This window comes from Bradyrhizobium sp. 4, from assembly GCF_023100905.1.
Classification (GTDB): domain Bacteria; phylum Pseudomonadota; class Alphaproteobacteria; order Rhizobiales; family Xanthobacteraceae; genus Bradyrhizobium.
In genome coordinates this window covers 2,373,851-2,398,316 of the sequence record NZ_CP064686.1, presented here as the reverse complement: position 1 = coordinate 2,398,316, position 24,466 = coordinate 2,373,851, and the positions used below count along the sequence as shown (strand labels likewise).

The window sequence follows — 24,466 nt, the reverse complement described above, 5'->3', positions numbered from 1 at the left end:
CTTCGCTCGCAATGACAGCTGCGGCGGAATAACAAAAGGCCCGCCGAAGCGGGCCTTAAATTCAGTTTTTACTCAGGGGCCGTATCAGGCGGTCTTGTTGTAGACCTTGGCAAAATTGTCCTGAGCGGACTTCGCACCGTTGGCGGCGAGCTTGCCGAAATAGTCGGTGGTCGCCTTGGCGCGCGAGACGAACGCTTCGCCGCGGGCGCGGAGCAGGCCGGACTGGATCTCGACAGCTTCGCTGAACGACTTGGCGGACGCGAGCTTGTCGATGCCCGCGAAGAATGCCTCGGCGTCCTCGTAGATCGCCTGCTGGATGTTGCGGCTGATCTTGCCGGCTTCGGTGACGGACTCGGTCACCGCGTTCTCGACGGCGGCGGTCACGCGCTCGGAGCCAGCGAACACTTCGGCAGCACGGTCCTTGGCGGTATTGGCGGACTTCTTGACGAACTCGCGGGCGGCCTCGGGAACTTCCAGGTTCTGGATGTTCTTGAACGCGTCCTTGAAGCCTTCGAAAGCGGTGTTGGTTTCGGTGGTCATTGGGGTCTCTCCATCCTCATTGGTTGAGCTATGGGCTCACCCCGTCCGGTTTTGGCCCGGGGCACGGCTTATATGGCATAGTTAATTGTGCGATGCAATATCCATATTGCAGTGCGATATCACGAAACCGTGAATAGCCTTAATGGGAGGCAATCTGGCGCCTCCCTGACCATCCGGTTCCCGACACCCGTCCACCGGTTCTCAATGCTGGACGGCGCCGGGCAGCCCATAGGCCTCCATCTGGGCCTGGACCTGCGCGATGTTGTGCCCGAGCACGACGATATCGTGGGTCTTGCCGTCGACGTCGCGGACATGATCGCGCAGCAGTGCCTCGGCCTTGAAGCCAAGGCTCTCGAACAGCGTGATCGCCGCCTGCTGATCGACCGTCATCTGGACCGAGAGCTTCTCGAGGCCGGCTCCGAGCGCGAGTGCGAAGGTCTCCTGCGACAGCGTCCGACCGACCCCCTTTCCGCGCACGTCGAGCGAAACCACCATCCGGATCTCGCCGACATGGGGCGACCAGGAGTGCGGGTCACGCACCAGCGTGCCGCAGCCGACGACCGTGCCGCCCCTGACCGCGAGCAGGCTCGTGATCGCGCCGCGCTCGATCTCCTTGACCCAGGCGGAGAGCACCTTCGGCTCACTGATGTTGCGCGGCAGGAACAACAGGTCGTGGGTCGGCAGGCCCTTGCCGAAGGCGAGCACCGCGGCTTCGTCCGCAGGCGACATCAGGCGGATCTCGATATCGCCCGCGTCCGTCTTCACATGACGCGGATAGGAACGCTGCTCACTCATGTCGATCTCTTCCCCAGCCAGGAATCCAGTTTCGGCCATAGCCGCTTCACCGCATTGGCGCCGGCGACGAGCGAGACGTGACCGCCCTTCAGCATCACCTCCTCCTTGTCCTCCGATCCGATCTTGGCGATCAGGTGCTTTGCAGCCTCATACGGCACGATGTGGTCATGCTCCGCCACCGCATGCAGGAACGGCACCTTGATGTCCTCGAGCTTCGCAGCACGGCCGCCGACCGACATGGTATCGTTGAACAGCTTGTTGTCCCACATCAGGTCCTTGGTGATGGTGCGGAAATATTCGCCGGCCAGCGGCAGCGTGTCGGTCGCCCAGCGGTCGAACATCCGGTAGGATTTGACGAACTCGTCATTCCAGATGTTTTCCCAGAGCTGGATCTGGCTGACGGTGCGCGAGGCCGGGCGCAGCATCTCGAACGACGACAGGATCATCTCGGGCGGCACGTTGCCGACGCTGTCGACGAGGCGATCGACATCGAAATAGCGACGGTCGGAGAAGTTCGAAAACAATTTCATCTCGCGAAAGTCGATCGGCGTGGTGAAGCAGATCAAATTCTTCATCGGCCCGTCCCTGTGGATCGAGCCGTAGAGCAGCGACAGCACGCCGCCGAAGCAATAGCCGATGACGGAGACGTCCTGTTCGCCGGAATCCTGCTGCACGCGGCGGATGCAATCCGGGATGAAGTCGAGGACATAGTCCTCCATGCGGAGGCTCTTCTCCTCCGGTCGTGGCGCGCTCCAGTCGAGCATGTAGACGTCGTAGCCGCGCTTCAACAGGAACTCGATGAAACTCTGGCCCGGCACGAGGTCGAGAATATAACCACGATTGGTGGTCGCCATCACGATCAAGATCGGAATTCGATAGATCTCGTCGGACATCGGACGATAGTGGTAGAGGCTCATCGTGCCGCGCGAATGCAGCACGTCCTTCGGGGTCGAGCCGAGCGTGGGACCGGACGTCGAGAAATATTCGACGCCCTTGATGCTGCGCTGGATGGCGCGCTGCACCTCGGACTGGATGCGCTCCGGGATCCCTGCGAAATCTAATCCGGCGGGTGCATTCATGTCTGCTCTCCGCCTTCAGATGGCGGGCGCTTGGTGCGCGGCGGGCGCAATGCGGCATCGGAGCCCTGAGACACGCCGGAACTCGCCGCCATCTGGCTCAGCATCGACTTGATCTCACCGATCTGTCCTTCGATGGACTGCAGCCGTTCCGCAAGGCCGATGACTTGCTCCCGGCTCGGCAGATTCATGGAGACCAGATATTTCTCCATGAGCTCGCCGAGCTGCTTCTGAGCACCTGCAGCAACGCCGCCGGCCCGGTTCACGGCCTGCGAAAATTCGGGCGACGACATGGCCTGATTGGCGAAGGAGTTGAACCCCTTTTCCATCTCGCCAACCATCTTCTGCCACATGGCAATGGGGTCGTTGCTCTTGTCGGTCATCGGCGTCCTCCTGAACTCGAGAGCTTCGATGCCCTTCCTTTTTCGCCATACCACACCGTTGCGCGGTGCCGGTCAACCGGCAAGCAGCGGGTCTGATGTCGCGGACGCGGCTTCATTGCGAGACGAAACCATGCGATACAGCATTGATCAAAAGCCGAGGGAACGCGCCCGTGAACGCCTATCAGCCGCCGCAAACCGTCCACGCCAACGGCATCGACATCTGTTACGAGACTTTCGGCAACGACAGTGCCGAGCCGCTGCTGCTGATCATGGGGTTAGGCGCCCAGATGATCCACTGGGACGATGCGTTCTGCGAGCAGCTCGCGGCGCAGGGCTTTCGCGTCGTTCGGTTCGACAATCGCGACATCGGCAAGTCGAGCCATCTCACCGGCGGCAAGCGTCTGACGCCGCTTGAGTTGTTGAAGCTACGGTTTCTCAGGATTCCCGTGGCCGCAACCTACAAGCTGATCGACATGGCGAAAGACACGGTCGGGCTGATGGACGCACTCGGCATCAAGTCGGCGCATCTGGTCGGGGCGTCCATGGGCGGCATGATTGCGCAGGAAGTGACGTTGTCGTTTCCCGAGCGCGTGCGCTCACTCACCTCGATCATGTCGACGACCGGCAATCCGCGCGTGCCGCCGCCGACACGTGAGGCCGCCGCGATGCTGATGGCGCCGCCGCCGCGCAGCAAGGAGGAGTTCATCGTCCGCTACGGCCAGACCTGGAACGTGTTGCGGGCCGGGTCCTTTCCGGAGGAAGAGGCGCTCGATCCCGGTCGTGCCGAGCGCGTGTTCGCGCGCGGGCTCAATCCGGCCGGCGGCGGCCGGCAGCTCCGGGCGGTGCTCGCCTCCGGCAGCCGTAAGGAGCGACTGTACGGCGTCAAGACACCGACGCTGGTCATCCATGGCACCGTCGATCCGTTGGTCCGCCCCGAGGGCGGCAAGGACACGGCAGAGTCAATTCCTGGCGCAAAGCTGCTGATGATCGAAGGCATGGGTCACGCGCTGCCGATGCGGTTCTGGCCGGAGATCATCGGCGCCATCGCCCAGCACGCACATGGCGCAGCGGCGCGTGCGGCGTAAACCGACGCAGAAGGTCTCCTCACGGTGACCATGTGAGCTGCCGGTTACTCTCTTAACGCAAGCCGGCACGAAAGCTATACAGCCTTTCCTCAATCGCCAAGAACCTCAATCCGCAAGAAAGAGGCTGCGGCCTCTCCGAGTTCACATGCATCTCATCGTCCGGTCGGCCGCAATCGTGGCTGCTTCAGTCCTCACGCTGTCCCTCGCCAGCGGCGCCGCGATGGCGGGTAGCGCGCAAGAAGAAGCCAATCGCAAAACTGTGCTTGCGTTCTATGAGAAGGGGCTCAACCAAAAGGACGCCGATGCAGCCCTCGCCCATGTCGGCGACCGCTACGTCCAGCACAATCCTAACGCGGCCGATGGTCCAGACGGCTTCCGAAAGTTCATCGGCTTCCTGCGCGAGAAATTCCCGAACTCGCACAGCGAGATCAAGCGCAGCTTCGTGGATGGCGACTACGTCATCCTGCACGTTCACGCGGTTCGCGAGCCCGGCAGCAGGGGCAACGCGATCGTCGACATCTTCAAGCTGGAGAACGGCAAGGTGGTCGAACACTGGGACGTCGTGCAACCGATCCCGGAAAATCCGGCGAACAACAACACAATGTTCTGACGGATTGAACCGGTTGCTGCGCAGACGGCCTAACTCTTCCTGGCCAACCAGATCACGTGACGCGCGCCACCGCCTCTTCCGGTGGCGCGAATGTTGACTTCGTTGACGTCGAAGCCGGCACTCCCGAGCCGCTTGGTGAAGGCCGGGTTGGGTCCCGAGGACCAGACCGCGAGCACGCCTCCCGGCCGCAGCGCCGTCTTCGCCGCCTTCAACCCGCTCGCATTGTAGAGCGCATCGTTGCCCTTCCGGGTCAGCCCTTCCGGCCCGTTGTCGACATCCAGGAGAATGGCGTCGAAGGCCGACCGCTGTGCTCGGATGGTTTCGCCGACGTCGGTTTCCCGGATTCTCACCCTGACGTCATCGAGACTGTCACCGAACACCTGCGCCATCGGGCCTCGCGCCCAGGCGACGACCGCCGGCACGAGCTCGCAAACCACGATCTTGGCCTTGCCTCCCAGCACGGTAAGCGCCGCACGCAGCGTAAAACCCATGCCAAGGCCGCCGATGAGGACGACAGGTTTTGCGACCGTCTCGATCTGCTTCGCCGCGAGCGTGGCGAGCGCGGCCTCCGAGCCTGACAGGCGGTTGTTCATCAGCTCGTTGGTACCGAGCTTGATGGAAAACTCCTTGCCTCGCCGCATCAGGCGAAGCTCTTCATCGGAGCCGGGGATTTTGGCGGTATCGATCTTTTCCCAGGGAATCATGCGAGAGCTTTAGCACGATCGGCCGCCGGATTATCCACCTGCCCACACGTCCAGCACATACCGGTTCTTCGTGCCCATCTCCTCGATCCAGCGGGCAGCCGTGGCGGCATCGCTGCCGCTCTTCTCGCGATGGATCGCGACCAGCGCCGCCTTCACGTCGGGCTCCATCTTGCTGCCGTCGCCACAGACATAGACGATCGCGCCCTGCTCGATCAGCGGCCAGACCTTGTCTTTCTGCGCGGCGAGGACGTGCTGCACATAGGTCTTCGGGCCTTCCGCTCGTGAGAACGCCGTGAACAGCTCGGTGATGCCGCTTGCCGCCAGCGCCTTCAGCTCGTCCGCGTAGAGAAAATCCTGATCGGGATGCCGGCAGCCGAAAAACAGCATGGCCGGACCGAGCGCGGCGCCCTTGACCTTGCGCTCGGCGCGTTCCTGGAGGAAGCCGCGGAACGGCGCCAATCCCGTGCCCGGGCCGATCATGACGATCGGCACGGATGGATCGTCCGGGAGCCGGAAGCCGGCCTTGGTCTCACGCACGGTGGCATGGATCACGTCGCCCGCGCGTCGATTGGCGAGATAGTTCGAGCAGATACCCTTGTAGGTGCCGCGGCCCGAGGCGGCCGGCCCTTCAACCACTCCGACCGTGACGCTGCAACGAACCGGATCGACCGACGGCGAAGACGAGATCGAATAATAACGCGGCGCCAGCAGCGAGAGCATTTCCAGATAGACGTGGAACGGCAGTTCGCAGGCCGGATATTCGAGCAGCAGATCGAACACCGATTTCCGCCGGGCCAGAATCTCGCTGCGATAGCGCTCGAGCGGCTCGGGCTCCTCGCCGACGAAGGCCAGCAGTTTTGGTTTCGTGACCGGACAACGCGTGTGCTCGGCCATGATCTGGATCTGCTTCCGTGTCGCCACTTGCTGGAGCTCGACGAACTCGCTGAGCAGGCGGCCGACCGACACGGCATCGCCGACCGGCAATTGCGCGCGGCGGCCTTCGGCAACCTGAAGCCTGATCTGGTCGGCCGGCAGGAAGCCAAAGCGACGGGCGACCGAATCCACCAGCGTCGGATCGTTGCGCGGGACCACGCTCAGATGATCGCCTACGCGGTAATTGATGTTGGACGGCAACTGCACCTCGATGTGGCGCGTCGAACGCTCTGACGGATTGGAACCGGCCTTGTTCTGAAGCTCGTCATTGACCAGCACCTTCATTGCCACCGCGCCGCCCTGGGCGACGATGGTGTTGACGGCGGTCACCGCGACCGGCTCGATCGCGTAGAGCGGATCATCCTCCGCGGTACGGGTGAAATTCCAGTCGATGCCGAATTCCTTGGTCGCGACCTGGGCGGCCGCCGGGAACCATTTCTGGAACTGGCCGTCGAGATCGCTGCGCGCATCGCCTTCGCCGCGCGGATAGACCGCGCGCGCGCCATGCTTCGACAACTGCTCATCGATGAAGCGCGGCACCGACTGGTAGGTCGCGGCCCAGTCGCTGTTGCCGCAGCCGAACACGGCGTAACGCACATTGGCAAACGCATCCTTCGGCAGCTCGTCACCGAGCCATTTGACGAATTGCGTCGCATTGTCCGGCGGCGCGCCGTTATAGGAAGCGCAGATGATCAGCACGCCACCCTCCCTTGGCAGCTTGCCGACGTAATCGTCGAGCGGCCCCAGATGCACGGCAAAGCCGTTGATCTCGGCAAGATCGGCCATCCGAGTCGCCAGCTCCTCGGCGGTGCCGAGATTGGAGCCGTAGAGCACCAGCATCGGCGTGTTGTGGCCGGGACGCGCGGTGGGCTGACGCGGGGCCTTCGGCGCCGACGACACCGCCACAGGTCCGCCATAGGCACCGCGCTCGCGATCGGCGCGCGGACGGACCTTGATCTTGAAGCCTTCCGGCTTAATCGTCAGCGTTTCCTTCAGATGCATCTGGTAGCGCTGGTGGTCGATCAGCTTGAATCGCTGGAGGATCATGCCGAGCGCGAGCGCGGCCTCGTGCATGGCGAAGCCGCGGCCGATGCAGGCGCGCTGGCCGTTGCCGAACGGCTTCCAGGCATTGATCGGCCGCTTGGCTTCCGCCTCCCGGCTGAAATTCTCCGGATCGAACGCGTCCGGATTCGGACCCCAGACCGATGGATCACGATGCAGCGCGGTCACCAGGATGGTGGTGAACGTACCCTTCCTGAGCTTGTACTTGCCGCCGCCGATGGTCTCGTCGTTCAGCGGCGAGATGCCATAGGCCGGCGCTGGCGGCCATAGCCGCAGGGCCTCCTTCAGGATCTGCGTGATGTAGGTGAGCTGCGTCACCTGCTGATAGGTCGGCCGTACATTGACGTCGGGACCGAAGACGCGGTCGACCTCGTCATAGGCCTTCTTGAGAATCTCGGGATGCTTGAGCAGCGCATAGAGCGTGCAGGACAACAGGCCGCTGGTGGTCTCGTGGCCTGCGATCAGGAACGTGTTGATCTGATAGCGGATGTTGACGTCGTCGAGCTGTTCGCCGGTCGAGCGATCGACGCCCGTCATCATCGCCGCAAGCATATCCTTGTCGTCGGTCGCCTCTCCTCCCTTGCGGCGCTCCGCAATGATCTCGTCGACCATCCTGTTCATGAAGTCGACGTCCTCAGCCATCGTCTTGCGCCGCTTCTGCATCCAGAGCTGCTCGAACGGCAAGCCGCGCGTCATCATGATGGTTTCGAGCGAGCGCACCAGCGACTCGACGAAAGGATGGTAGTCGCGCCGGTAGAACGAATTGAAGCGGTAGTCGAAGCCGCACAGGCCGATCGTATCCAGCGTCAACGCCGTCATGTCGTGGACGACGTCGATCTCGTCGTCAGCGTTGAGCCGCTCCCATTTGCCGACGAGCTGCTCGGCGATGTCGACCATGCTCGGGTGATAGGACTGCATGGCGCGGTTGCCGAAGGGCTGGAGCAGGATGTTGTGCGCCTTGCTCCAGTTTGGCTCCCTCGTGTCGGCCGTGAACAGGCCGTCGCCGCCGACTGCGCGCACCCGCCGCAATGCACCGCGCACCGTCTTGTCGAAACGCTTCTCGTCCGAGAGCTCGTCGACGAGATCGTGGCCGGAGACGACCACGATCGGCGAGCCCATCATGTCGAGCCAGAAGATCGGCCCCAGCTCCTTGGCAAGCCGGGTCAGATGCTGCACCGGCGCGGCCGAATCCAGTGACAGCATGTTGCCGACCACCGGCTTGGTCGGCGGCTGCGGGATCGGGTCCAGACGATTCTTGGATGACATCGAAATGTAGTCCCCCTGCTTCAATGTCGTCGTTGCGAGCGAAGCGAAGCAATCCAGAAATATGTCGGCGGAGGCAGCCTAGATTGCTTCGTCGCTTCGCTCCTCGCAATGACGAGTTCGCAATGATCAGCTAGCCGAACCGCCTTCTACGCCATTCGATCAGTTTGGCGCTGACCTCTTCCGGCTTCTCTTGTTGCGTCCAATGGCCGCTGTCCTTCACAAGATGTTTCTCCAGATCAGATATCAGCGTCTCCATGCCGTCGGCCGCCGACGGCGGCAGCACGGCATCGTTCTCGGCCATGATCATCAATGACGGCACGTGCACCTGATGGTCCAGGCCTTTCGCGTGCTCCCAATTGCGAGTGAAGTTGCGATACCAGTTGATGCCGCCGGTGAAGCCGGTTTTCGTGAACGTATCGACGAACACCTTCTTCTCGTCGGCCGACAGGATCGGAATCCGGGGATCGTGCTTTGCATCATAGGCCGCGATCATCTGCGGGAACGCCAGATTGGTCTTTGACGAGGCGCCGACACCCGCGATCGGCGGCTCCTCCGGTTTCACCGCCGGCCGCGCCAGCGGCTTGCGCATGAACGCGTCGAACGTCTGCTCGACGCGGCTGCCGAATATCCTGTCCGGCTCACGCGCGGGATCCTGAAACTGGACGATGTACATCTGATCGCCGAAGCGCTGGCGGAACAGCGCGATCGGATCGATCGGCGCGCGGTCCCAATGCGGCGTGTTGACGCCGACCACACCGGCGACGCGCGCAGGATGCCGCAGCGGCATCTGCCAGACGACGAATCCGCCCCAGTCGTGGCCGACGAAGATTGCCTTGTCGATCCCGAGATGATCGAGCAGCCCGACCAGATCGCCGGTCAAATGCTCCATGTCGTAGTCCTCGACCGGCTCGGGCCGGTCGGTCGCGCCGTAGCCGCGCTGATCCGGCGCGATCACGCGGATACCGGCCTCGCTGAGCGCCTTGATTTGGTGGCGCCAGGAAAATGCGAGTTCGGGCCAGCCATGGCACAGCACCATCGGCGGCTTGTCTGTGACCGGGCCCGCCTCATAGTAGCCCATGCGGATTCCGTTCGTCTGCACGAACTTGAGCGGCGGCATTTCAATCATCGGAACATTCCTACTCAGCGGCGCCCTTGATGTCCGCAGCGGGCAAAGCATAGGACGCCTCCAGCGCGGCGAATTCTTCCGGCAGCATGTCGCACATCACCTGCACGTGCGGAATGATGTTGGCGCCGACGATGAAGCCGAAATCGAGCTGGTCGCGATAGCTCTGCACGGTGATGTTGAGCGCCTGTCCGTGTGTCGAGATCGACACCGGGAAGATGTGCAACAGCTCCGCGCCCGCGGCGTACAGCGTCTGCCGCGGCCCCGGCACGTTGGACACCGTGATGTTCGCAGCCGGCGGCAGCACATTCGACAAATCGGAGCGGCTGTAGAGCAGCGCCATGATCTGCACGACGATCGGCGCGCCCAGCATCGAGATATTGGAGATCTGCGGCATCAGTGCCCGCAGCGGATGCGACATCTCCTTGGACTTGGTCGATTGCGCGATAATGGCTTCCAGGCGCGCCTTGGGATCGTCGATGTTGGTCGCGATCGAGCAGATCATGCCGAACACCTGGTTGTTGGCTTCGGTGTTGCCTTCCTCACGCAGCGAGATCGGCACGGCAGCGGTCAGGGACTTCGCCGGCAGCGTTCCGTGTTGCTGGAGGTAGCGCCGGACCACGCCGGAGGCGAGCGCCAGCACGACGTCGTTGAGCTTGCCGCCGGCCTGCTTGGCCAGCGCCTTGGATCGCGACAGCGAAATCGAGACGCCGGCGAAGCTGCGCTCGGACGAGATCGATTTGTTGAGCATGGTCGGCGGCGACACCATGCTGGCAAGGCTCTCGCGCGATTTTGGATCGGATATCTTGCCGAGCACGTCCGAGACGCTCTTGACCATGGTCGGGATGTTGCCGGCAAAGCGCACCGCGCTCTCGATCTGGTACATCGCATTGTCGAACAGGATCGAGCCGATGTCGCTCTTGCCGGTGCGCGGCAGTTGCAGGTTCTTCGCGGCGGCCGATGCATCGAGCGGCTGGGTGAAGAGCTGCTGGTAGGAATCGACCAGGTTCGCTGCGATGTCGCGCGGCTCCTGCCCGGGCTTCGCTCCCGCGGTCGGCGGATCGACCTTCCGCGGGATCGGCGAGATATCGTAGATCATGTTGGTCAGCGCCGCACCGGCACCGCCGTCGATGGCGGCATGATGCATCTTCGAATAAAGCCCGACCTCATTGTCCTTCATGCCCTCGAACACGTAGAACTCCCAGAGCGGGCGGGCACGGTTCAAGAGCTTGGCGTGCATCCAGCCCACGATGCGTTCGAGCGTGGCGCGGTCGCGCGGCTGCGGCAGGCTGGCGCGGAAGATGTGACGGTCGATGTCGAACTGGTCGTCCTCCACCCAGGAGGGATGATCGATGTCGAGCGGCGCCTTCTCCAGCCGCGCTTTGAGGATCGGCGCGATGTGCAGGCGCGAGACGATCATCGCCTTGAAATCTTCGAAGAAGTCGCCCTTGTAGTCGTCCGGCAGGCGAAAGATCGCCATGCTCCCGACATGCATCGGCATTTCCGGCGTTTCCAGATAGAGAAACGACGCATCCAGCGACGACAGTTTCTTACCGTCAGCCATAGTTCCCTCCCGAGTATTTGACTGGCGCCTTAGGCGGCGCTTCTCGTCAGGCCGATACTGCCTGTTCCGGCGGGGCATATGCAATGGCAAACGGCCCTGCCCCGTCAAATGGCCAGAACTCCCCTTCCGGTTGCGCAAGGCGGTCCGCCACGGCCCATAGCGCTGCGGGATTCACCCCAAGCCCGATATGGCTCGCCAGGTGCACCTCGATGTTCTCGGCGCGGTCGGAGGGACGCAGCAGGCAGGTCCGCCAGTTCACGATGCCGTCGGCGCGCGAATAGATCGACGTCGCCGGCACCGGAAGATCGCCGGCGATCGCCTCACGCAGCTCGGCGAAATCCTCGACACGCTCGCCGGACATCATTTCGTAGAGCCGCGTCGCATTGGTCGCTCTTATGTCATTGGCAAAAGGGCTGCCGAGCGTGATGACATTGCGGACCAAGTCGGGCGCCTGCAGCGCGAGATCGCGCGCATAGACGCCGCCGAGACTCCAGCCGACCAGGCTGACCTTGCGTCCGCTCGCAGCATGGATTTCGGCGAGACGGGCGCGCAATGAATCCCGCATCCGTCCCAACCCGCCGAAATTGCGGCCCATCCGCCAAGCATGTGCCTCATAGCCGAGCTCGCTGAGATAGCGCCGCATCGGCGCCATCGAGAGGTCGCTGGCGAGGAAGCCAGGCAGCGCCAGCACCGGATGGCCATCGCCTTTGGGCGCCCGCATCAGGACCGGCGACAGCAGCAGGCTGGCGTTGAGTTCGAGCAACCCTCGGGCTTCGGCGAGCAGCAAAGCAAGGCCGGGCGGACGAAGCCGGCCTGGGGTCTGCGGCCCGTCCGGACCGGGCGGCATTATTTCTTCTTGTCGCCGCTGCGCGTGCCGCCGAGGCCGGCCATGGTGACGAACATGTCCTGAAACCGCTCGGCAAGCTTGGGATCGAAGGTGAACCAGCTCTGGATCAGCGACTCCGGCGAGACCTTGTCGATGTTGCTCAAGACCTGCTGCTGCAGCTTGTCCATCACCGCCGTCTGCATCGGTGCCAGATCGGGCAATCCGATGAACTGACGGGCTTCGAGGGGGGTGCAGTCGATTTCGATATTAACCTTCATGTCCCCTCCAGATGAGATTCGAGCGCCCGGCCACAGTATCGCCGCGAGACGGTGTGCAACGCAAGCGACCTGAGGCCGGTCGCGGCGCTCCGGCTTCCGCGATCGGCGGATATGGTCAATCAAAAACGCTGGCGCCCTCGCCCATCGGCTTGTCAATGCCGGTCAGCATTGCTGCACAGCAGTGCAACTTGGCGCGTTCCTTGCTGGAATGGCGCTTGCACGGGTCGAGAACTCTGGGCAACATGGTTCGATCAGCTCCGCCGAACAATCAAAAATGACGGTGCGGGCGAGTGGAGAGGTCAAGAATGTCAGTCGGACGAAGTCTGTTTGCGGCGACGCTCGCCAGTATGCTTGCGTTGGCGGTCTCGCCGGCGTCGAGCCAGACGCTGCGCTATGCCAACCAGGGTGAGCTCAAGTCGCTCGACCCGTACACGCTGAACGAGTCGACCACCAGTGCGCATCTCGGTCATGTCTATGAGGGCCTGGTTGCCCGCGGCAAGGACCTGAAGATCGTCCCGGCACTCGCCGAAAGCTGGGAGACGCCGGAGCCGACACGCTGGCGCTTTCACCTGCGCAAGGACGTCAAATTCCACAACGGCGACCCGTTCACTGCGGACGACGTGGTGTTCTCGGCCGAACGCGTGCGGGCGAAAGGTTCGAATTTCCAGAGCCGCGTTCCCGCCGATGCCAAGGTGGTCAAGATCGACGATTACACCGTCGATTTCATCCTGACCTCGCCCAATCCCATTCTGACGGCGCTGTGGGCGACCTGGTACATCATGGACAAGAAATGGGCAGAGGCGAACGATGCGGTGGCACCGACGCCCGCCGCCGCGACGACCCCGAGCTACGCCTCGCTCCATGAGAACGGCACCGGCGCCTTCACGATCGACAGCCATCAGCCGGGCGTGAAGACCGTCTTCAAGGCCAATCCGAACTGGTGGCGCAAGCCGGAACATAATCTGAAGGAGATCATCTTCACGCCGATCGCCAACCCCGCCACGCGTGTTGCGGCGCTGTTGTCCGGCGAGGTCGACGTGATCGAGCCCGTTCCGGTCCAGGACATCGAGCGCGTGAAAGCGAGTCCGAACGCCACCGTGCTGACGGGACCTGAACTCCGCACCATCTTTGTCGGCATGGATCAGGCGCGTGACGAGCTCTTGTACTCCAACGTCAAGGGCAAGAACCCATTCAAGGACGTTCGCGTCCGCGAAGCCGTCTACCGGGCAATCGACATCGACCTGATCAAGAATCGCGTCATGCGCGGACTGTCTACGCCGTCCGCATTGATGGTCGCACCAGAGATCTTTGCCTCGAAGGATTTCACCCGGCCGAAGCTCGATCCCGACGCCGCCAAGAAGCTCCTGGCTGACGCCGGCTATCCCGAGGGTTTCGAAGTCACGATGGACTGCCCCAACGATCGCTACGTCAATGACGCCGCGATATGTCAGGCGGTCGTCGGCATGCTCGCCCGCATCGGCCTCAAAGTGGAGCTGCTGGCGCAACCCAAGGCCCTGTATTTCGCCAAGGTGCTGAAGCCCGGCGGCTACAAGACTTCGCTGTTCATGCTGGGCTGGACCCCGGATACCCTCGACTCCCACAACGTGCTGCACGACATCATGGGCTGCCGGGACGATCCCAAGGATCCGAACCGCGGCGAAGCCAATCTCGCCGGCTATTGCAACAAGCAGTTCGATGAACTCGCCGACAAGGTTCTCGTGGAACCCGATACGGGCAAGCGCGATCTCCTGATCAAGCAGGCCTTCGAGGTCTCGATGAAGGACTGGGCCTACGTCCCGCTGCACCAGCAGGCGCTCGCCTGGGGCGTCTCGAAGAAGGTGAAGTTGACCCAGCGTGCGGACAACATGGTCATGCTCTACTGGGCGACCAAGCAGGACGAGTAGGCGTCGACAAGTTGTGAAGTCCCGGAAGCCATCGTTTTCAAGATCTGGCTTCCGGGACTTGCTGTTTCGGGCTAACGCAATGATGCGTGCCACTGAAGATATGTGAAAGGAACAGATGCTCGCTTTCACACTGCGCCGGGCCATTCAGGCCATTGGTGTCATGATCGCCGTCGGGATCATCTCCTTCTCGATGTTTCGTTTCGCCGGCGATCCCGTGAACCAGATGGTTGGGATGGACACGTCCGGCGCCGAACGCGCCGCTATCCGCAAATCGCTCGGCCTCGATGATCCCGTGATCGTGCAGTTCGGCCGCTATATCGGCAACGCTGCGCAGTTCAAGTTCGGCGTCTCCTACCAGTTCCGCCTGCCTGTCTCCAATCTTCTGATGGAGCGGATGCCCGCGACCCTGGAGCTCGCGATCTGCGCCACCATCTTCGCGATGCTCTGTGGCATCCTGATGGGCGTCTATTCGGCGCTTCGCCGCGACAGCTGGCTCACACACGCGTTCCAGGCTATCTCGCTGATCGGCATCTCGCTGCCGACCTTCCTGATCGGCATTCTCATGATCTACCTGTTCTCGGTGACGCTGGGTTGGCTGCCCTCGTTCGGGCGCGGCGACGTCGTGCATATCGGCTGGTGGACGACGGGTCTGCTGACGCTGTCAGGACTGAAGGCGCTGATCATGCCCTCGATCACGCTGGGTTTGTTCCAGATGACGCTGATCATGCGACTGGTCCGCACCGAGATGCTCGAAGTCATGCGCACCGACTACATCCGCTTCGCCCGTGCCCGCGGCCTCACCACCCGCGCCATCCATTACGGTCATGCGCTGCGCAACACGATGATCCCGGTCATCACGGTGGCCGGCCTGCAATTTGGCTCGGTAATTGCATTTGCGATCATCACCGAGACCGTGTTCCAGTGGCCCGGCATGGGGTTGCTGTTCGTGCAGGCCGTGCAGAATGTCGATATCCCGATCATGGCCGCCTATCTGATGATGGTGTCCCTGATCTTCGTCACCATCAATCTCGTGGTTGATATCCTCTACACCATCGTCGATCCGCGGCTGCGCTCGACGATCAGCCGGGCACATTGAATGAGCGAAGCCGTCGTCCCGCACAAGGTCGAAGAACGCGGCCCGCGCGCCGACGCGCCGGGTTGGTTTAAACGCGCGCTCGACAGCGACCTGTTCTATTCATTTCGCCGCTCCAAAATCACCATGGTCGCAGCGGCGGTGACGCTGCTGTTCTTCCTGCTCGCGATCCTCGCCTCGGTGCTATCGGTCCAAAATCCCTTCGACCCGGCGCAGCTCCAGCTGATGAACTCGCGCATCTCGCCATTATGGACCTCAGACGGCCAGAGCCCGTTCCTGCTCGGCACCGACGAACAAGGCCGGGACGTATTGTCCGCGATTCTTTACGGCATGCGCATCTCGCTTCTCGTTGGCGTGCTCGGCGTCGTCTTCTCCGGCGCGATCGGCATCCTGCTCGGGCTGACGGCCGGTTATTTCGGCGGTGCCGTCGACGGGCTGATCATGCGCATCGCCGACGTGCAGCTTTCATTCCCGGCGATCCTGATCGCGCTGCTGATCAACGGCATCGCCAAATCGGTTTTCGGCAACAAGCTCGACGAGATGAGCATGCTGGCTGTCCTGGTCTTCGCGATCGGGTTGAGCTTCTGGGTGCAATATGCCCGCACCGTGCGCGGCTCCGTCATGGTCGAGAAGAACAAGGACTATGTCGCCGCCGCCCAGCTCATTGGCCTGCCCGCCCCGGTGATCATGTTGCGCCACGTGCTGCCGAACACGATGGGGCCGATTCTCGTCATCGCCACCATCAATCTCGCGCTCGCTATCATCACCGAAGCGACGCTGTCGTTCCTCGGCTCGGGGATGCCCGAGACCATGCCATCGCTGGGCACGCTGATCCGCATCGGCAACAACTATCTGTTCGCGGGCGAATGGTGGATCGTCGCCTTCCCTGGAATCGCACTCGCGGCGCTGATCCTGTCGATCAATCTGCTCGGCGACTGGCTGCGCGATGCGCTTAACCCGAAACTCCGATGAGTATGCAGCGTTCATGACCGAGCCCGTTCTCTCCGTTCGTAATCTTCAGGTCGAGTTCGCCTCCCGCCGGGGCACGCTGCGCGCGATCGATAATGTCTCCTTCGACATCGCCAAAGGCGAGGTGCTCGGCGTTGTCGGCGAATCCGGCGCCGGTAAATCGGTCACCGGACTCGCGGTCATTGGCCTGATCGATTCGCCGGGCCGCATCTCGGGCGGCGAGATCCGCCTCTCCGGCCTGCGCATCGACAATCTGCCGCCGGAAGAGATGCGCCGCGTGCGTGGAAAACGTATCGGCATGATCTTCCAGGACCCCCTCACCTCGCTCAATCCGCTGTACAAGATCGGCGACCAGCTCATCGAGACGATCAGAACGCATCTGAACCTGTCCGAGACCGCCGCCCGTCGCCGCGCCATCGACCTGCTCGCCGAAGTCGGGATCCCGGCTCCGGAAAAGCGCATCGACGGTTATCCGCATGAATTCTCCGGCGGCATGCGCCAGCGCGTGGTGATTGCGCTCGCGATCTGCGCCGAACCGGAGCTGATCATCGCCGACGAGCCGACCACCGCGCTCGACGTTTCCGTGCAGGCGCAAATCATCTCGCTCATCAAGCGTCTCGGCCGCGACCACGGCACTGCGGTGATGCTGGTGACCCACGACATGGGTGTGATCGCCGAGACCTCCGACCGGGTCGCGGTGATGTATGCCGGCCGCGTTGCCGAGATCGGTCCGGTGCAGGATGTCGTGCAGAACGCGCTGCATCCTTACGCCAAGGGCTTGATGGGCGCGATCCCGACGCTCGCGGGCGACGACAAGCGCCTGGTGCAAATTCCCGGCTCGATGCCGCGATTGTCGGCGATTCCGCGCGGGTGCTCGTTCAATCCGCGCTGCGCGTTGGCGTTCGATCGCTGCCGTGTCGAGCGGCCGGAGCCGCTGCCACGGGGCGCGCAATCGGTCGCCTGCCATCTCTATGACAGCGTGCCGGCGGAGAGCGCGGCATGAGCACTCCCTTCGTCCAGGCCACGAATCTGCGCCGCGTCTTCGACGTCTCGAAACCCTGGCTCAACCGCATGCTTGAAGGCGGGCAGCTCGAATATCTCAAGGCCGTCGATGGCGTCACCTTCGACATCAGGAAGGGCGAGACCTTTGCACTGGTCGGCGAATCCGGCTCGGGCAAGACCACGGTGGCGCGGATGGTCGTCGGCTTGCTGCCGCCAAGCTCCGGCAACGTCTTGATCGACGGCATCTCGATGACCGATCCGCGGCAGGCCCAGGCGCGGCGGAAACTGCGCCGCCGCATCCAGATGATCTTTCAGGATCCCTATGCGAGCCTGAACCCACGCTTCCGGGTCGACGCCATCATCTCCGAGCCGATCCGCGCGTTCGACCTGATCGAGGGCGAGCGCGACATCCAGGCCCGGGTCGGCGAGTTGCTCAGCCTTGTCGGCCTGCATCCCGACGACAGGTTGAAATTTCCGCACGAATTCTCGGGCGGCCAGCGCCAGCGGATCGCGATCGCTCGCGCGCTCGCCTCCGACGCGGAGTTCATTGTCTGCGACGAGCCAACCTCCGCGCTTGACGTCTCCGTGCAAGCGCAGATCCTGAACCTGATGCGCGACCTCCAGGACAAGTTCGGCCTGACCTACATGTTCATCAGCCACAACCTCGCCGTCGTTCGCCACATGGCGAGCCGCGTCGGCGTGATGTATCTCGGCCGCATCGTCGAGATCGCGGAAGGACGTGAGCTGTTTGCTCGTCCTCGCATGCCCTACACCAAGATGCTGCTCGGCGCCGTGCCCGATCTCGCCATGAGCGGCCGCCAGCGCATTCCCGTGAAGGGCGAGATCCCGAACCCGATCAATCCGCCGCCCGGGTGCGCCTTCAATCCGCGCTGCCCGCTGGCGTTCGATCTCTGCCGCAAGAAAGCACCTGAATTGGTCGACGGCGTCGCCTGCCATGCGGTCAACACCGCGCCGGTGCCGGCGTGACGCGCGCGTGCCATGCAGCCTGCGCATTTGGCGGCGGCCTGGCCCTGTGATCAATTGCGCGCGCCGCAAATGAGGTAGTCCATGGCCAGCATCGTCAATCCCGATCCCTTCACGACACGCCCCGAGATCGAAGGCACCTTCGGGGTCGTCGCGACCACGCACTGGATCGCGACCGCCATCGGCATGGCCATCCTGGAAAAGGGCGGCAACGCGTTCGACGCCGGCGTCGCCACCGCTTTCACGCTCCAGGTGGTCGAGCCGCATCTGAACGGCCCCGGCGGCGACGTTCCGATCATCGTGCACGACGTGAAGCGCGGCCGCACCGAGGTGATCTGCGGTCAGGGTCCGGCACCGGCTCGCGCCACCATCGCGCATTACAAGAGCGAAGGCCTCGACATGGTGCCCGGCACCGGCCTGCTCGCAGCCTGCGTCCCCGGCACCTTCGAATCCTGGATGATGCTGCTGCGTGACTACGGCACGATGCGCGTGCGCGACGTGCTGGAGCCCGCGATCTCCTATGCGCGCGACGGCTATCCGCTGGTCGAGCGCGCCTGCGCCACGATCCAGACTGTCGAGCAATTATTCCGCAAGCACTGGCCGACGTCAGCCGCCGTCTATCTCCCGAACGGCGAAGTGCCAAAGCCCGGCACGCTCTTCACCAACAAGACACTTGCGGCGACCTATGCGCGAATCCTGAGCGAAGCCGAAAGTGGCGGCGGCGGCCGCGACGCCGAGATCGAGCGCGCACGCAAGGCGTGGTCGCAGGGTTTCGTCGCGGAAGCCATCGACAAATTCTGCCGGACGCAGGACGTGATGGACGTCAGCGGCTCGCCACATCGCGGTGTGCTGACCGCCGATGACATGGCGCGCTGGCAGCCGAAGGTCGAGGCCCCGCTCACCTACGATTATGGCCGCTACACTGTCTGCAAGGCCGGGGTCTGGAGCCAGGGTCCGGTGACGCTGCAGCAGCTCGCGCTGCTGAAGGGCTTTGCGCTCGATGGGCTGGACCCGACCGGGCCGGAATTCATCCATCTCCAGATCGAATGCGCCAAGCTCGCCTTCGCCGACCGCGAGAAATTCTACGGCGATCCCGAGTTCAGCGAGATCCCGATCGGAACGCTGCTGTCGGATGCCTACAACAACGAGCGCCGCAAGCTCGTCACCGACAACGCCTCGCTCGATCTCCGGCCCGGTGCGATCGAGGGCTTTGGCGGCGTGGTCAAGCTGCGCCGCGCCGAGGGCCAGCGCGAGGCTGTCGGCGCGCTCGGCGCCGGTGAACCGACGGTGGGCCGCTTCGGCGAGGTGCGCGGCGACACCGTGCATTTCGACATCATCGACAAGGCCGGCAACATGGTGTCGTCGACGCCGTCCGGCGGCTGGCTGCAATCATCGCCGATCATTCCCGAGCTCGGCTTCTGCCTCGGCAGCCGCGCGCAGATGTTCGATCTGGAGGAGAACCAACCGAGTTCGCTCGCGCCCGGCAAGCGGCCGCGCACCACGCTGTCCCCCACCATGGCATTGCGCGACGGCGAGCCTTATCTCGCCTGGGGCTCGCCCGGCGGCGACCAGCAGGATCAGTGGATCACGCAGTTCTTCCTGCGGCACGTCCATTGCAACCTCAATCTCCAGGAAGCGATCGACGCCCCGGCCTGGCACTCCGAGCATTTCCCGATCTCGTTCTGGCCCCGCACCGCGCGCCCCGGCGTGCTCGTGGTCGAGAACCGCGTGCCGAAGGCGACGATCGAAAATCTTCGCGAACGCGGACATATCGTCGAGGTCGGACCGGACTGGTCGGAAGGCCGTCTCACCGCGGCCTCGCGCGTCGGTCCGCGTCGCCGCGCCGCCGCCAATCCACGCGGCATGCAGGGCTACGCCGCAGGGCGCTAAAGGCAGCACATGACCTGGTCGATCATCGCGCGCGATTCTGCTACCGGCCAGTTTGGCATCGCCGTTGCCACGCGCTTCTTCGCCGTCGGCGCGCGAGTGCCTTACATCGCTGCGGGCCTTGGCGCCATCGCGACGCAGGCCTTCGTCAATCCTTATTACGGGATCGACGGCGTCAAGCTGCTGCGTCAGGGTCTCAACGCGCACGACGCGCTGGCCGCCGTGCTCGCGACCGACGACGGCCGCGAAAGCCGCCAGATCCACATCATGGACGCCAGTGGCGCGATTGCCGCGCATACCGGGCGCAACTGCGTCGATTGGTGCGGGCACATCGCGGGCAGCGGCTTCTCGATCGCCGGCAACATGCTCGCGGGCGCCGATGTGCTCGACGAGACCGCAAAAACCTATATCGCCAATGACAGCCTGCCGTTTCCGCGCCGCCTGCTCGCCGCGATGCGCGCGGGTGAAGCCGCTGGCGGCGACAAGCGCGGCAAGCAGTCCGCCGCGCTCCTGATCCACGGCGAGGAGGAATGGCCGGCATTGGACCTGCGCGCCGACGATCATCCCGATCCGCTCGGTGAGCTCGAGCGGCTCGAACGGGTCAGCCACGAGCTCTGGGTCCACTTCCGCGCCTCCATGCCGACGCGGCAGAACCCGGCCGGCAACACCGATCGCAGCGTCATCGACGCCAGCATTGCCGCAGCGCGCGCAAAACGCTCATGAACCCGAGCCCCCTCATCGAGATCAGCGATCTGCACATTCGTTTTCACGGCGACGACGGCCGCGTTACCCATGCGGTCGACGGCGTCGATCTCAGCGTCGCCAATGGCGCGACGCTGGGCCTCGTCGGCGAATCCGGCTGCGGCAAGAGCGTGACGTCGCTGGCGATCATGGGCCTGCTGCCGAAGCAGAGCGCGGAGATCTCCGGCGCGATCCGCTTCGACGGTTTCGACCTCCTTAAGACGTCGGACCAGACGCTGCGCGACCTTCGCGGCAACCGGCTCGCGATGATCTTTCAGGAGCCGATGACCTCGCTCAATCCGAGCTTCACGATCGGCGACCAGATCGTCGAGACGATTTTGCGCCACCGCGGCGGTTCGCGGAGGAGTGCGCGCGAGCGGGCGATCGATCTGTTGCGTCGCGTCCACATCCCCTCGCCCGAGCGGCGGATCGACGAATATCCGCACAAGCTCTCGGGCGGGATGCGCCAGCGCGTCATGATCGCGATGGCGCTTGCCTGCGACCCGCGGCTGCTGATCGCGGACGAGCCGACCACCGCCCTCGATGTCACCCTGCAGGCGCAGATCCTGGAGCTGATGCGCGAGTTGAAGGCGGCGAGCGGCGCCGCCATTATCCTGATCACCCATGATCTCGGCGTCGTCGCGGAAGTCTGCGACGAGGTCGCGGTGATGTATGCCGGCGAGATCGTCGAGCGCGCGGCGGTGGACGAGCTGTTCTCGGCGCCGCAACATCCCTACACCGTCGGCCTGCTCGGCTCGATCCCGCGGCTCGACCATCGCGCCGAACAGCTTGCCACGATCGAAGGCATGGTTCCGAACATGGCGCAGCCGCCCGCCGGCTGTCGCTTCGCCGCGCGCTGCCCCTTCGTGCTGGCTGCCTGCACCAAGGCGCCGCCGCCGCTCGTCGAGGTCAGTCCCGGCCACCTCTCGCGCTGCATCCGCGCGCCGCTCGAACGTCTGGTGTCGTGATGGCGCTGCTCGAGGTCGATGGCCTGGTCAAGCATTTCGTCGCCGAGCGTTCGCTGTTCGGCCGCGCGCTGGCGCATGTCAAAGCCGTCGATGGCGTTTCCTTCTCGCTCGATGCCGGTAGGACGCTGGCGCTGGTCGGCGAATCCGGCTGCGGCAAATCCACCGTCAGCCGCCTGGTGCTGCGGCTGATCGAGCCGGATGCAGGCACGATCCGGTTCGAAGGCCGCGATCTGCTCTCGCTCGACGCCGGCGCGCTGCGCGCCTTTCGCCGCGAGGCGCAGATCATCTTCCAGGATCCCTACGCCTCGCTCAATCCGCGCATGACCGTCGGCCAGATCCTGACCGAGCCGCTGGCGCTGCACAACCTGGTGCCGCCCGCCCGGCGGCGCGAACGCGTCGAGGAGATCTTGCGGCTGGTCGGACTGGAGCCGCGGCTGGCGCGGCGTTACCCGCACGAGTTTTCCGGCGGCCAGCGCCAGCGCATCGCCATCGCCCGCGCGCTCGCGGTCGAGCCGAAACTGATCATCTGCGATGAGCCGGTCTCGGCGCTCGACGTCTCGATCCGCTCGCAGATCCTCAATCTGCTGCGCGAGCTCCAGGACCGGCTTGGGCTGGCCTACATTTTCGTCTCGCACGACCTCGCGGTGGTCAAGCACATCGCCGACCACGTGGCGGTGATGAATCTCGGCCAGATCGTCGAGACGGCGGCGGCGGACGCGCTGTTTGCCGCACCCCGCCATCCCTATAGCCGGGCCCTGCTATCCGCGATCCCGGTGCCTAAACCGCGGGCAAAGCGCAGCCGGATTGTGCTGCAGGGAGAGATCCCCAGCGCGCTCAATCCGCCGCCGGGATGCCGCTTCCACACCCGCTGCCCCTACGTGGTCGACCGTTGCCGCAGCGAAATGCCTCAGCTCGTGCCGGATGGCATCGGACATGCAACGGCATGCCACCGTACGTCGGAGTTGCCGTCGTCCGAGGCGATAGTCCCAACGGACGGCGGCTTCTCCCCGGTTCTCGAAAAATTGGTCGCCGCCTTCAGCGGCGGCCCGGAAGCAGTCCGCGGCAGCGGGGTTAGTTCATTGGTGACGAACCCGGCATAGCCGCAAAACAGAGGTTGAGAGCGATGAGTCCTATGCGTTTGGCACTCCTGGCGTCGGCATTGCTGACGTCGCTCGTGAGCGCGGCCCAAACCCAGGCCCAAGCCCAGACCACGCTTCGCATCGGCATCGCCGAGGATCCTGACATCCTCGATCCCAGCATCGGCCGCACCTATGTCGGCCGCATCGTGTTCTCCGCCTTCTGCGACAAGCTGTTCGACATCGACGAGAAGCTCAACATCGTGCCGCAGCTCGCGCTGTCCCATGAGACGTCGGCCGACGGCAAGGAGATGATCATCAAGCTGCGGCCTAACGTGAAATTCCACGATGGCGAACCGCTCGACGCGGAAGCGGCAAAGTTCTCGATCGAGCGTCACATGACGTTGCCGACCTCGTTCCGGAAGTCCGAGCTCGCCAGCGTCGACCATGTCGAGGTCGTCGATCCCCTGACCATCAAGCTGGTGCTCAAGACGCCTTACTCCCCGTTGATCGCCCAGCTGACCGACCGCTCCGGCATGATGGTGTCGCCGAAGGCCGCCAAGGAAGCCGGCGACAAGTTCGGCCTGCATCCGGTCTGCGCCGGTCCCTACAAATTCGTCGAGCGCGTGCAGCAGGACCGCATGGTGTTCGAGAGATTCGCCGACTACTGGAACAAGGACAACATCCATATCGACCGGGTGGTATTCCTGCCAATCGTCGATGCCACGGTGCGCCTTGCCAACCTGAAGTCCGGCGGACTCGATCTGATCGAGCGCGTGCTCGCGACCGACATCAAGGACGTCCGCGCCGATTCGCGGCTCGTGCTGTCGACGGCACCGGAACTCGGCTATCTCGGCCTCACGGTCAATATCGGCAACGACAAGAGCAAGGGGCCGCTGAGCCAATCGGCGAAAGTCCGGCAGGCGCTCGATCTGTCGATCGATCGCGAGGCTCTCAACCAGGTCGTGTTCAACGGCGAATTCACCCCGGGCAATCAATGGGTCAGCCCTACCCATCCCTACTACCAGAAGGCATTTCCGGTTCGTGGCCGCGACATCGCGAAGGCCAAGGCGCTTCTGAAGGAAGCCGGAATCACTTCGCCGGTGACCGTCGATTACATGATTCCCAAAGGCGCGGAGAACGAAGCGGTTGCCCAGGTGATCCAGTCGATGGCCGCGGAAGCGGGCTTCGACATCAAGATCCGCGCGGTCGAATTCGCGACCACCTTCAAGCAGGCCCAGGCCGGCGAGTTCCAGATCTTCCAGATCAACTGGAGCGGCCGCATCGACCCAGACGGCAACTCCTACATCTTCATGCGCAGCAAGGCACCGCAGAACGATGGCGTCTATTCGAATCCGGAGGCCGATAAGCTGCTGGAAGAAGGAAGGGCGACGTCCAACGTCGAGGAGCGCAAGGCGATCTACGCCAAGCTGAACAAGATCCTGCTCGACGACCTGCCGATCATATACATCTATCACCGCACGCTCCTGATCGCGCATACGACCAAGCTCCAGGGCTATAAGCAGATGCCAGATGGCCTCGTGCGCGTGGTCGGGCTTAAGTTTAAGTGACGGCGACATCGTCCGGAACAGGCGTG

Annotated in this window: 22 protein-coding genes; 12 read left to right on the top strand and 10 right to left on the bottom strand. The window is 63.7% G+C overall.

Annotated elements, in window-relative coordinates; translation table 11 throughout:
- Positions 1 to 84: 84 nt before the first annotated feature.
- The 4 genes from IVB45_RS10990 to IVB45_RS10975 all read right to left on the bottom strand — a co-directional run bounded on the left by IVB45_RS10990 (position 85) and on the right by IVB45_RS10975 (position 2,794).
- The gene (locus IVB45_RS10990; RefSeq protein WP_027568907.1) at positions 85 to 540 is read right to left on the bottom strand and encodes a phasin; all 456 of its coding nucleotides are present in this window, start codon (positions 538 to 540) and stop codon (positions 85 to 87) included.
- Between the two features lie 201 nt (positions 541 to 741).
- Positions 742 to 1,335, bottom strand: coding sequence for a GNAT family N-acetyltransferase (locus IVB45_RS10985; RefSeq protein ID WP_007593821.1), 594 nt, complete (start codon positions 1,333 to 1,335; stop codon positions 742 to 744).
- Entirely contained in the window at positions 1,332 to 2,414 is a 1,083-nt protein-coding gene (locus IVB45_RS10980) for an alpha/beta fold hydrolase (RefSeq protein WP_007593822.1), read from the bottom strand. The genes IVB45_RS10985 and IVB45_RS10980 overlap by 4 nt, the downstream gene beginning before the upstream one ends.
- Positions 2,411 to 2,794, bottom strand: a complete 384-nt coding sequence (locus tag IVB45_RS10975; protein ID WP_247359994.1) for a hypothetical protein — start codon at positions 2,792 to 2,794, stop codon at positions 2,411 to 2,413. The genes IVB45_RS10980 and IVB45_RS10975 overlap by 4 nt, the downstream gene beginning before the upstream one ends.
- Positions 2,795 to 2,964: 170 nt before the next feature.
- Between IVB45_RS10975 and IVB45_RS10970 the strand changes: the two genes are divergently transcribed.
- Together IVB45_RS10970 and IVB45_RS10965 are read left to right on the top strand one after the other, a co-directional pair.
- A complete protein-coding gene (locus IVB45_RS10970) occupies positions 2,965 to 3,879 on the top strand; it encodes an alpha/beta hydrolase (protein WP_247359995.1) in 915 nt (304 codons plus the stop codon).
- A gap of 145 nt (positions 3,880 to 4,024) precedes the next feature.
- Entirely contained in the window at positions 4,025 to 4,489 is a 465-nt protein-coding gene (locus tag IVB45_RS10965) for a nuclear transport factor 2 family protein (protein ID WP_247359996.1), read from the top strand.
- 29 nt (positions 4,490 to 4,518) lie between these two features.
- Here the strand turns inward: IVB45_RS10965 and IVB45_RS10960 are convergent, their stop codons facing one another.
- The 6 genes from IVB45_RS10960 to IVB45_RS10935 form a co-directional block, all read right to left on the bottom strand.
- The gene (locus IVB45_RS10960; RefSeq protein WP_027568902.1) at positions 4,519 to 5,193 is read right to left on the bottom strand and encodes a spermidine synthase; all 675 of its coding nucleotides are present in this window, start codon (positions 5,191 to 5,193) and stop codon (positions 4,519 to 4,521) included.
- Positions 5,194 to 5,223: 30 nt separating this feature from the next.
- Positions 5,224 to 8,454 (bottom strand): cytochrome P450, encoded by a 3,231-nt coding sequence (locus tag IVB45_RS10955; protein ID WP_247359997.1) that lies wholly within the window; start codon positions 8,452 to 8,454, stop codon positions 5,224 to 5,226.
- A gap of 130 nt (positions 8,455 to 8,584) precedes the next feature.
- Positions 8,585 to 9,580, bottom strand: a complete 996-nt coding sequence (locus IVB45_RS10950; RefSeq protein ID WP_247359998.1) for an alpha/beta hydrolase — start codon at positions 9,578 to 9,580, stop codon at positions 8,585 to 8,587.
- A 10-nt stretch (positions 9,581 to 9,590) separates the two neighbouring features.
- On the bottom strand, positions 9,591 to 11,141 hold the full coding sequence (locus IVB45_RS10945; RefSeq protein WP_027568899.1) for a wax ester/triacylglycerol synthase family O-acyltransferase: 1,551 nt from the start codon (positions 11,139 to 11,141) through the stop codon (positions 9,591 to 9,593).
- 46 nt (positions 11,142 to 11,187) lie between these two features.
- Positions 11,188 to 11,988 carry an alpha/beta hydrolase gene (locus IVB45_RS10940; protein ID WP_247359999.1) on the bottom strand — a complete coding sequence of 267 codons (801 nt, stop codon included), beginning with the start codon at positions 11,986 to 11,988 and terminating at the stop codon, positions 11,188 to 11,190.
- The gene (locus IVB45_RS10935; protein WP_007593837.1) at positions 11,988 to 12,245 is read right to left on the bottom strand and encodes a DUF6489 family protein; all 258 of its coding nucleotides are present in this window, start codon (positions 12,243 to 12,245) and stop codon (positions 11,988 to 11,990) included. Before IVB45_RS10935 ends, IVB45_RS10940 begins: the two co-directional genes overlap by 1 nt.
- A gap of 305 nt (positions 12,246 to 12,550) precedes the next feature.
- Here IVB45_RS10935 and IVB45_RS10930 point away from each other — a divergent pair, with 305 nt between their 5' ends.
- The 10 genes from IVB45_RS10930 to IVB45_RS10885 all read left to right on the top strand — a co-directional run bounded on the left by IVB45_RS10930 (position 12,551) and on the right by IVB45_RS10885 (position 24,440).
- On the top strand, positions 12,551 to 14,149 hold the full coding sequence (locus IVB45_RS10930) for an ABC transporter substrate-binding protein (protein WP_247288557.1): 1,599 nt from the start codon (positions 12,551 to 12,553) through the stop codon (positions 14,147 to 14,149).
- Positions 14,150 to 14,264: 115 nt separating this feature from the next.
- Positions 14,265 to 15,245 (top strand): ABC transporter permease, encoded by a 981-nt coding sequence (locus tag IVB45_RS10925; RefSeq protein ID WP_027568896.1) that lies wholly within the window; start codon positions 14,265 to 14,267, stop codon positions 15,243 to 15,245.
- Positions 15,246 to 16,214, top strand: a complete 969-nt coding sequence (locus IVB45_RS10920) for an ABC transporter permease (RefSeq protein ID WP_106942637.1) — start codon at positions 15,246 to 15,248, stop codon at positions 16,212 to 16,214. It abuts the gene before it with no gap.
- A 13-nt stretch (positions 16,215 to 16,227) separates the two neighbouring features.
- Complete coding sequence (locus IVB45_RS10915) at positions 16,228 to 17,214, top strand: ABC transporter ATP-binding protein (RefSeq protein ID WP_027568894.1); 987 nt, start codon at positions 16,228 to 16,230, stop codon at positions 17,212 to 17,214.
- On the top strand, positions 17,211 to 18,200 hold the full coding sequence (locus IVB45_RS10910; RefSeq protein ID WP_027568893.1) for an oligopeptide/dipeptide ABC transporter ATP-binding protein: 990 nt from the start codon (positions 17,211 to 17,213) through the stop codon (positions 18,198 to 18,200). The genes IVB45_RS10915 and IVB45_RS10910 overlap by 4 nt, the downstream gene beginning before the upstream one ends.
- Positions 18,201 to 18,281: 81 nt before the next feature.
- On the top strand, positions 18,282 to 20,087 hold the full coding sequence (locus IVB45_RS10905) for a gamma-glutamyltransferase family protein (protein ID WP_247360000.1): 1,806 nt from the start codon (positions 18,282 to 18,284) through the stop codon (positions 20,085 to 20,087).
- Positions 20,088 to 20,096: 9 nt separating this feature from the next.
- Positions 20,097 to 20,807, top strand: a complete 711-nt coding sequence (locus tag IVB45_RS10900) for a DUF1028 domain-containing protein (RefSeq protein WP_247360001.1) — start codon at positions 20,097 to 20,099, stop codon at positions 20,805 to 20,807.
- On the top strand, positions 20,804 to 21,793 hold the full coding sequence (locus IVB45_RS10895) for an ABC transporter ATP-binding protein (protein WP_247360002.1): 990 nt from the start codon (positions 20,804 to 20,806) through the stop codon (positions 21,791 to 21,793). The genes IVB45_RS10900 and IVB45_RS10895 overlap by 4 nt, the downstream gene beginning before the upstream one ends.
- Complete coding sequence (locus IVB45_RS10890; RefSeq protein ID WP_247360003.1) at positions 21,793 to 22,893, top strand: dipeptide ABC transporter ATP-binding protein; 1,101 nt, start codon at positions 21,793 to 21,795, stop codon at positions 22,891 to 22,893. Before IVB45_RS10895 ends, IVB45_RS10890 begins: the two co-directional genes overlap by 1 nt.
- 23 nt (positions 22,894 to 22,916) lie before the next feature.
- Complete coding sequence (locus IVB45_RS10885) at positions 22,917 to 24,440, top strand: ABC transporter substrate-binding protein (RefSeq protein WP_247360004.1); 1,524 nt, start codon at positions 22,917 to 22,919, stop codon at positions 24,438 to 24,440.
- The last annotated feature ends 26 nt before the right edge of the window (positions 24,441 to 24,466 follow it).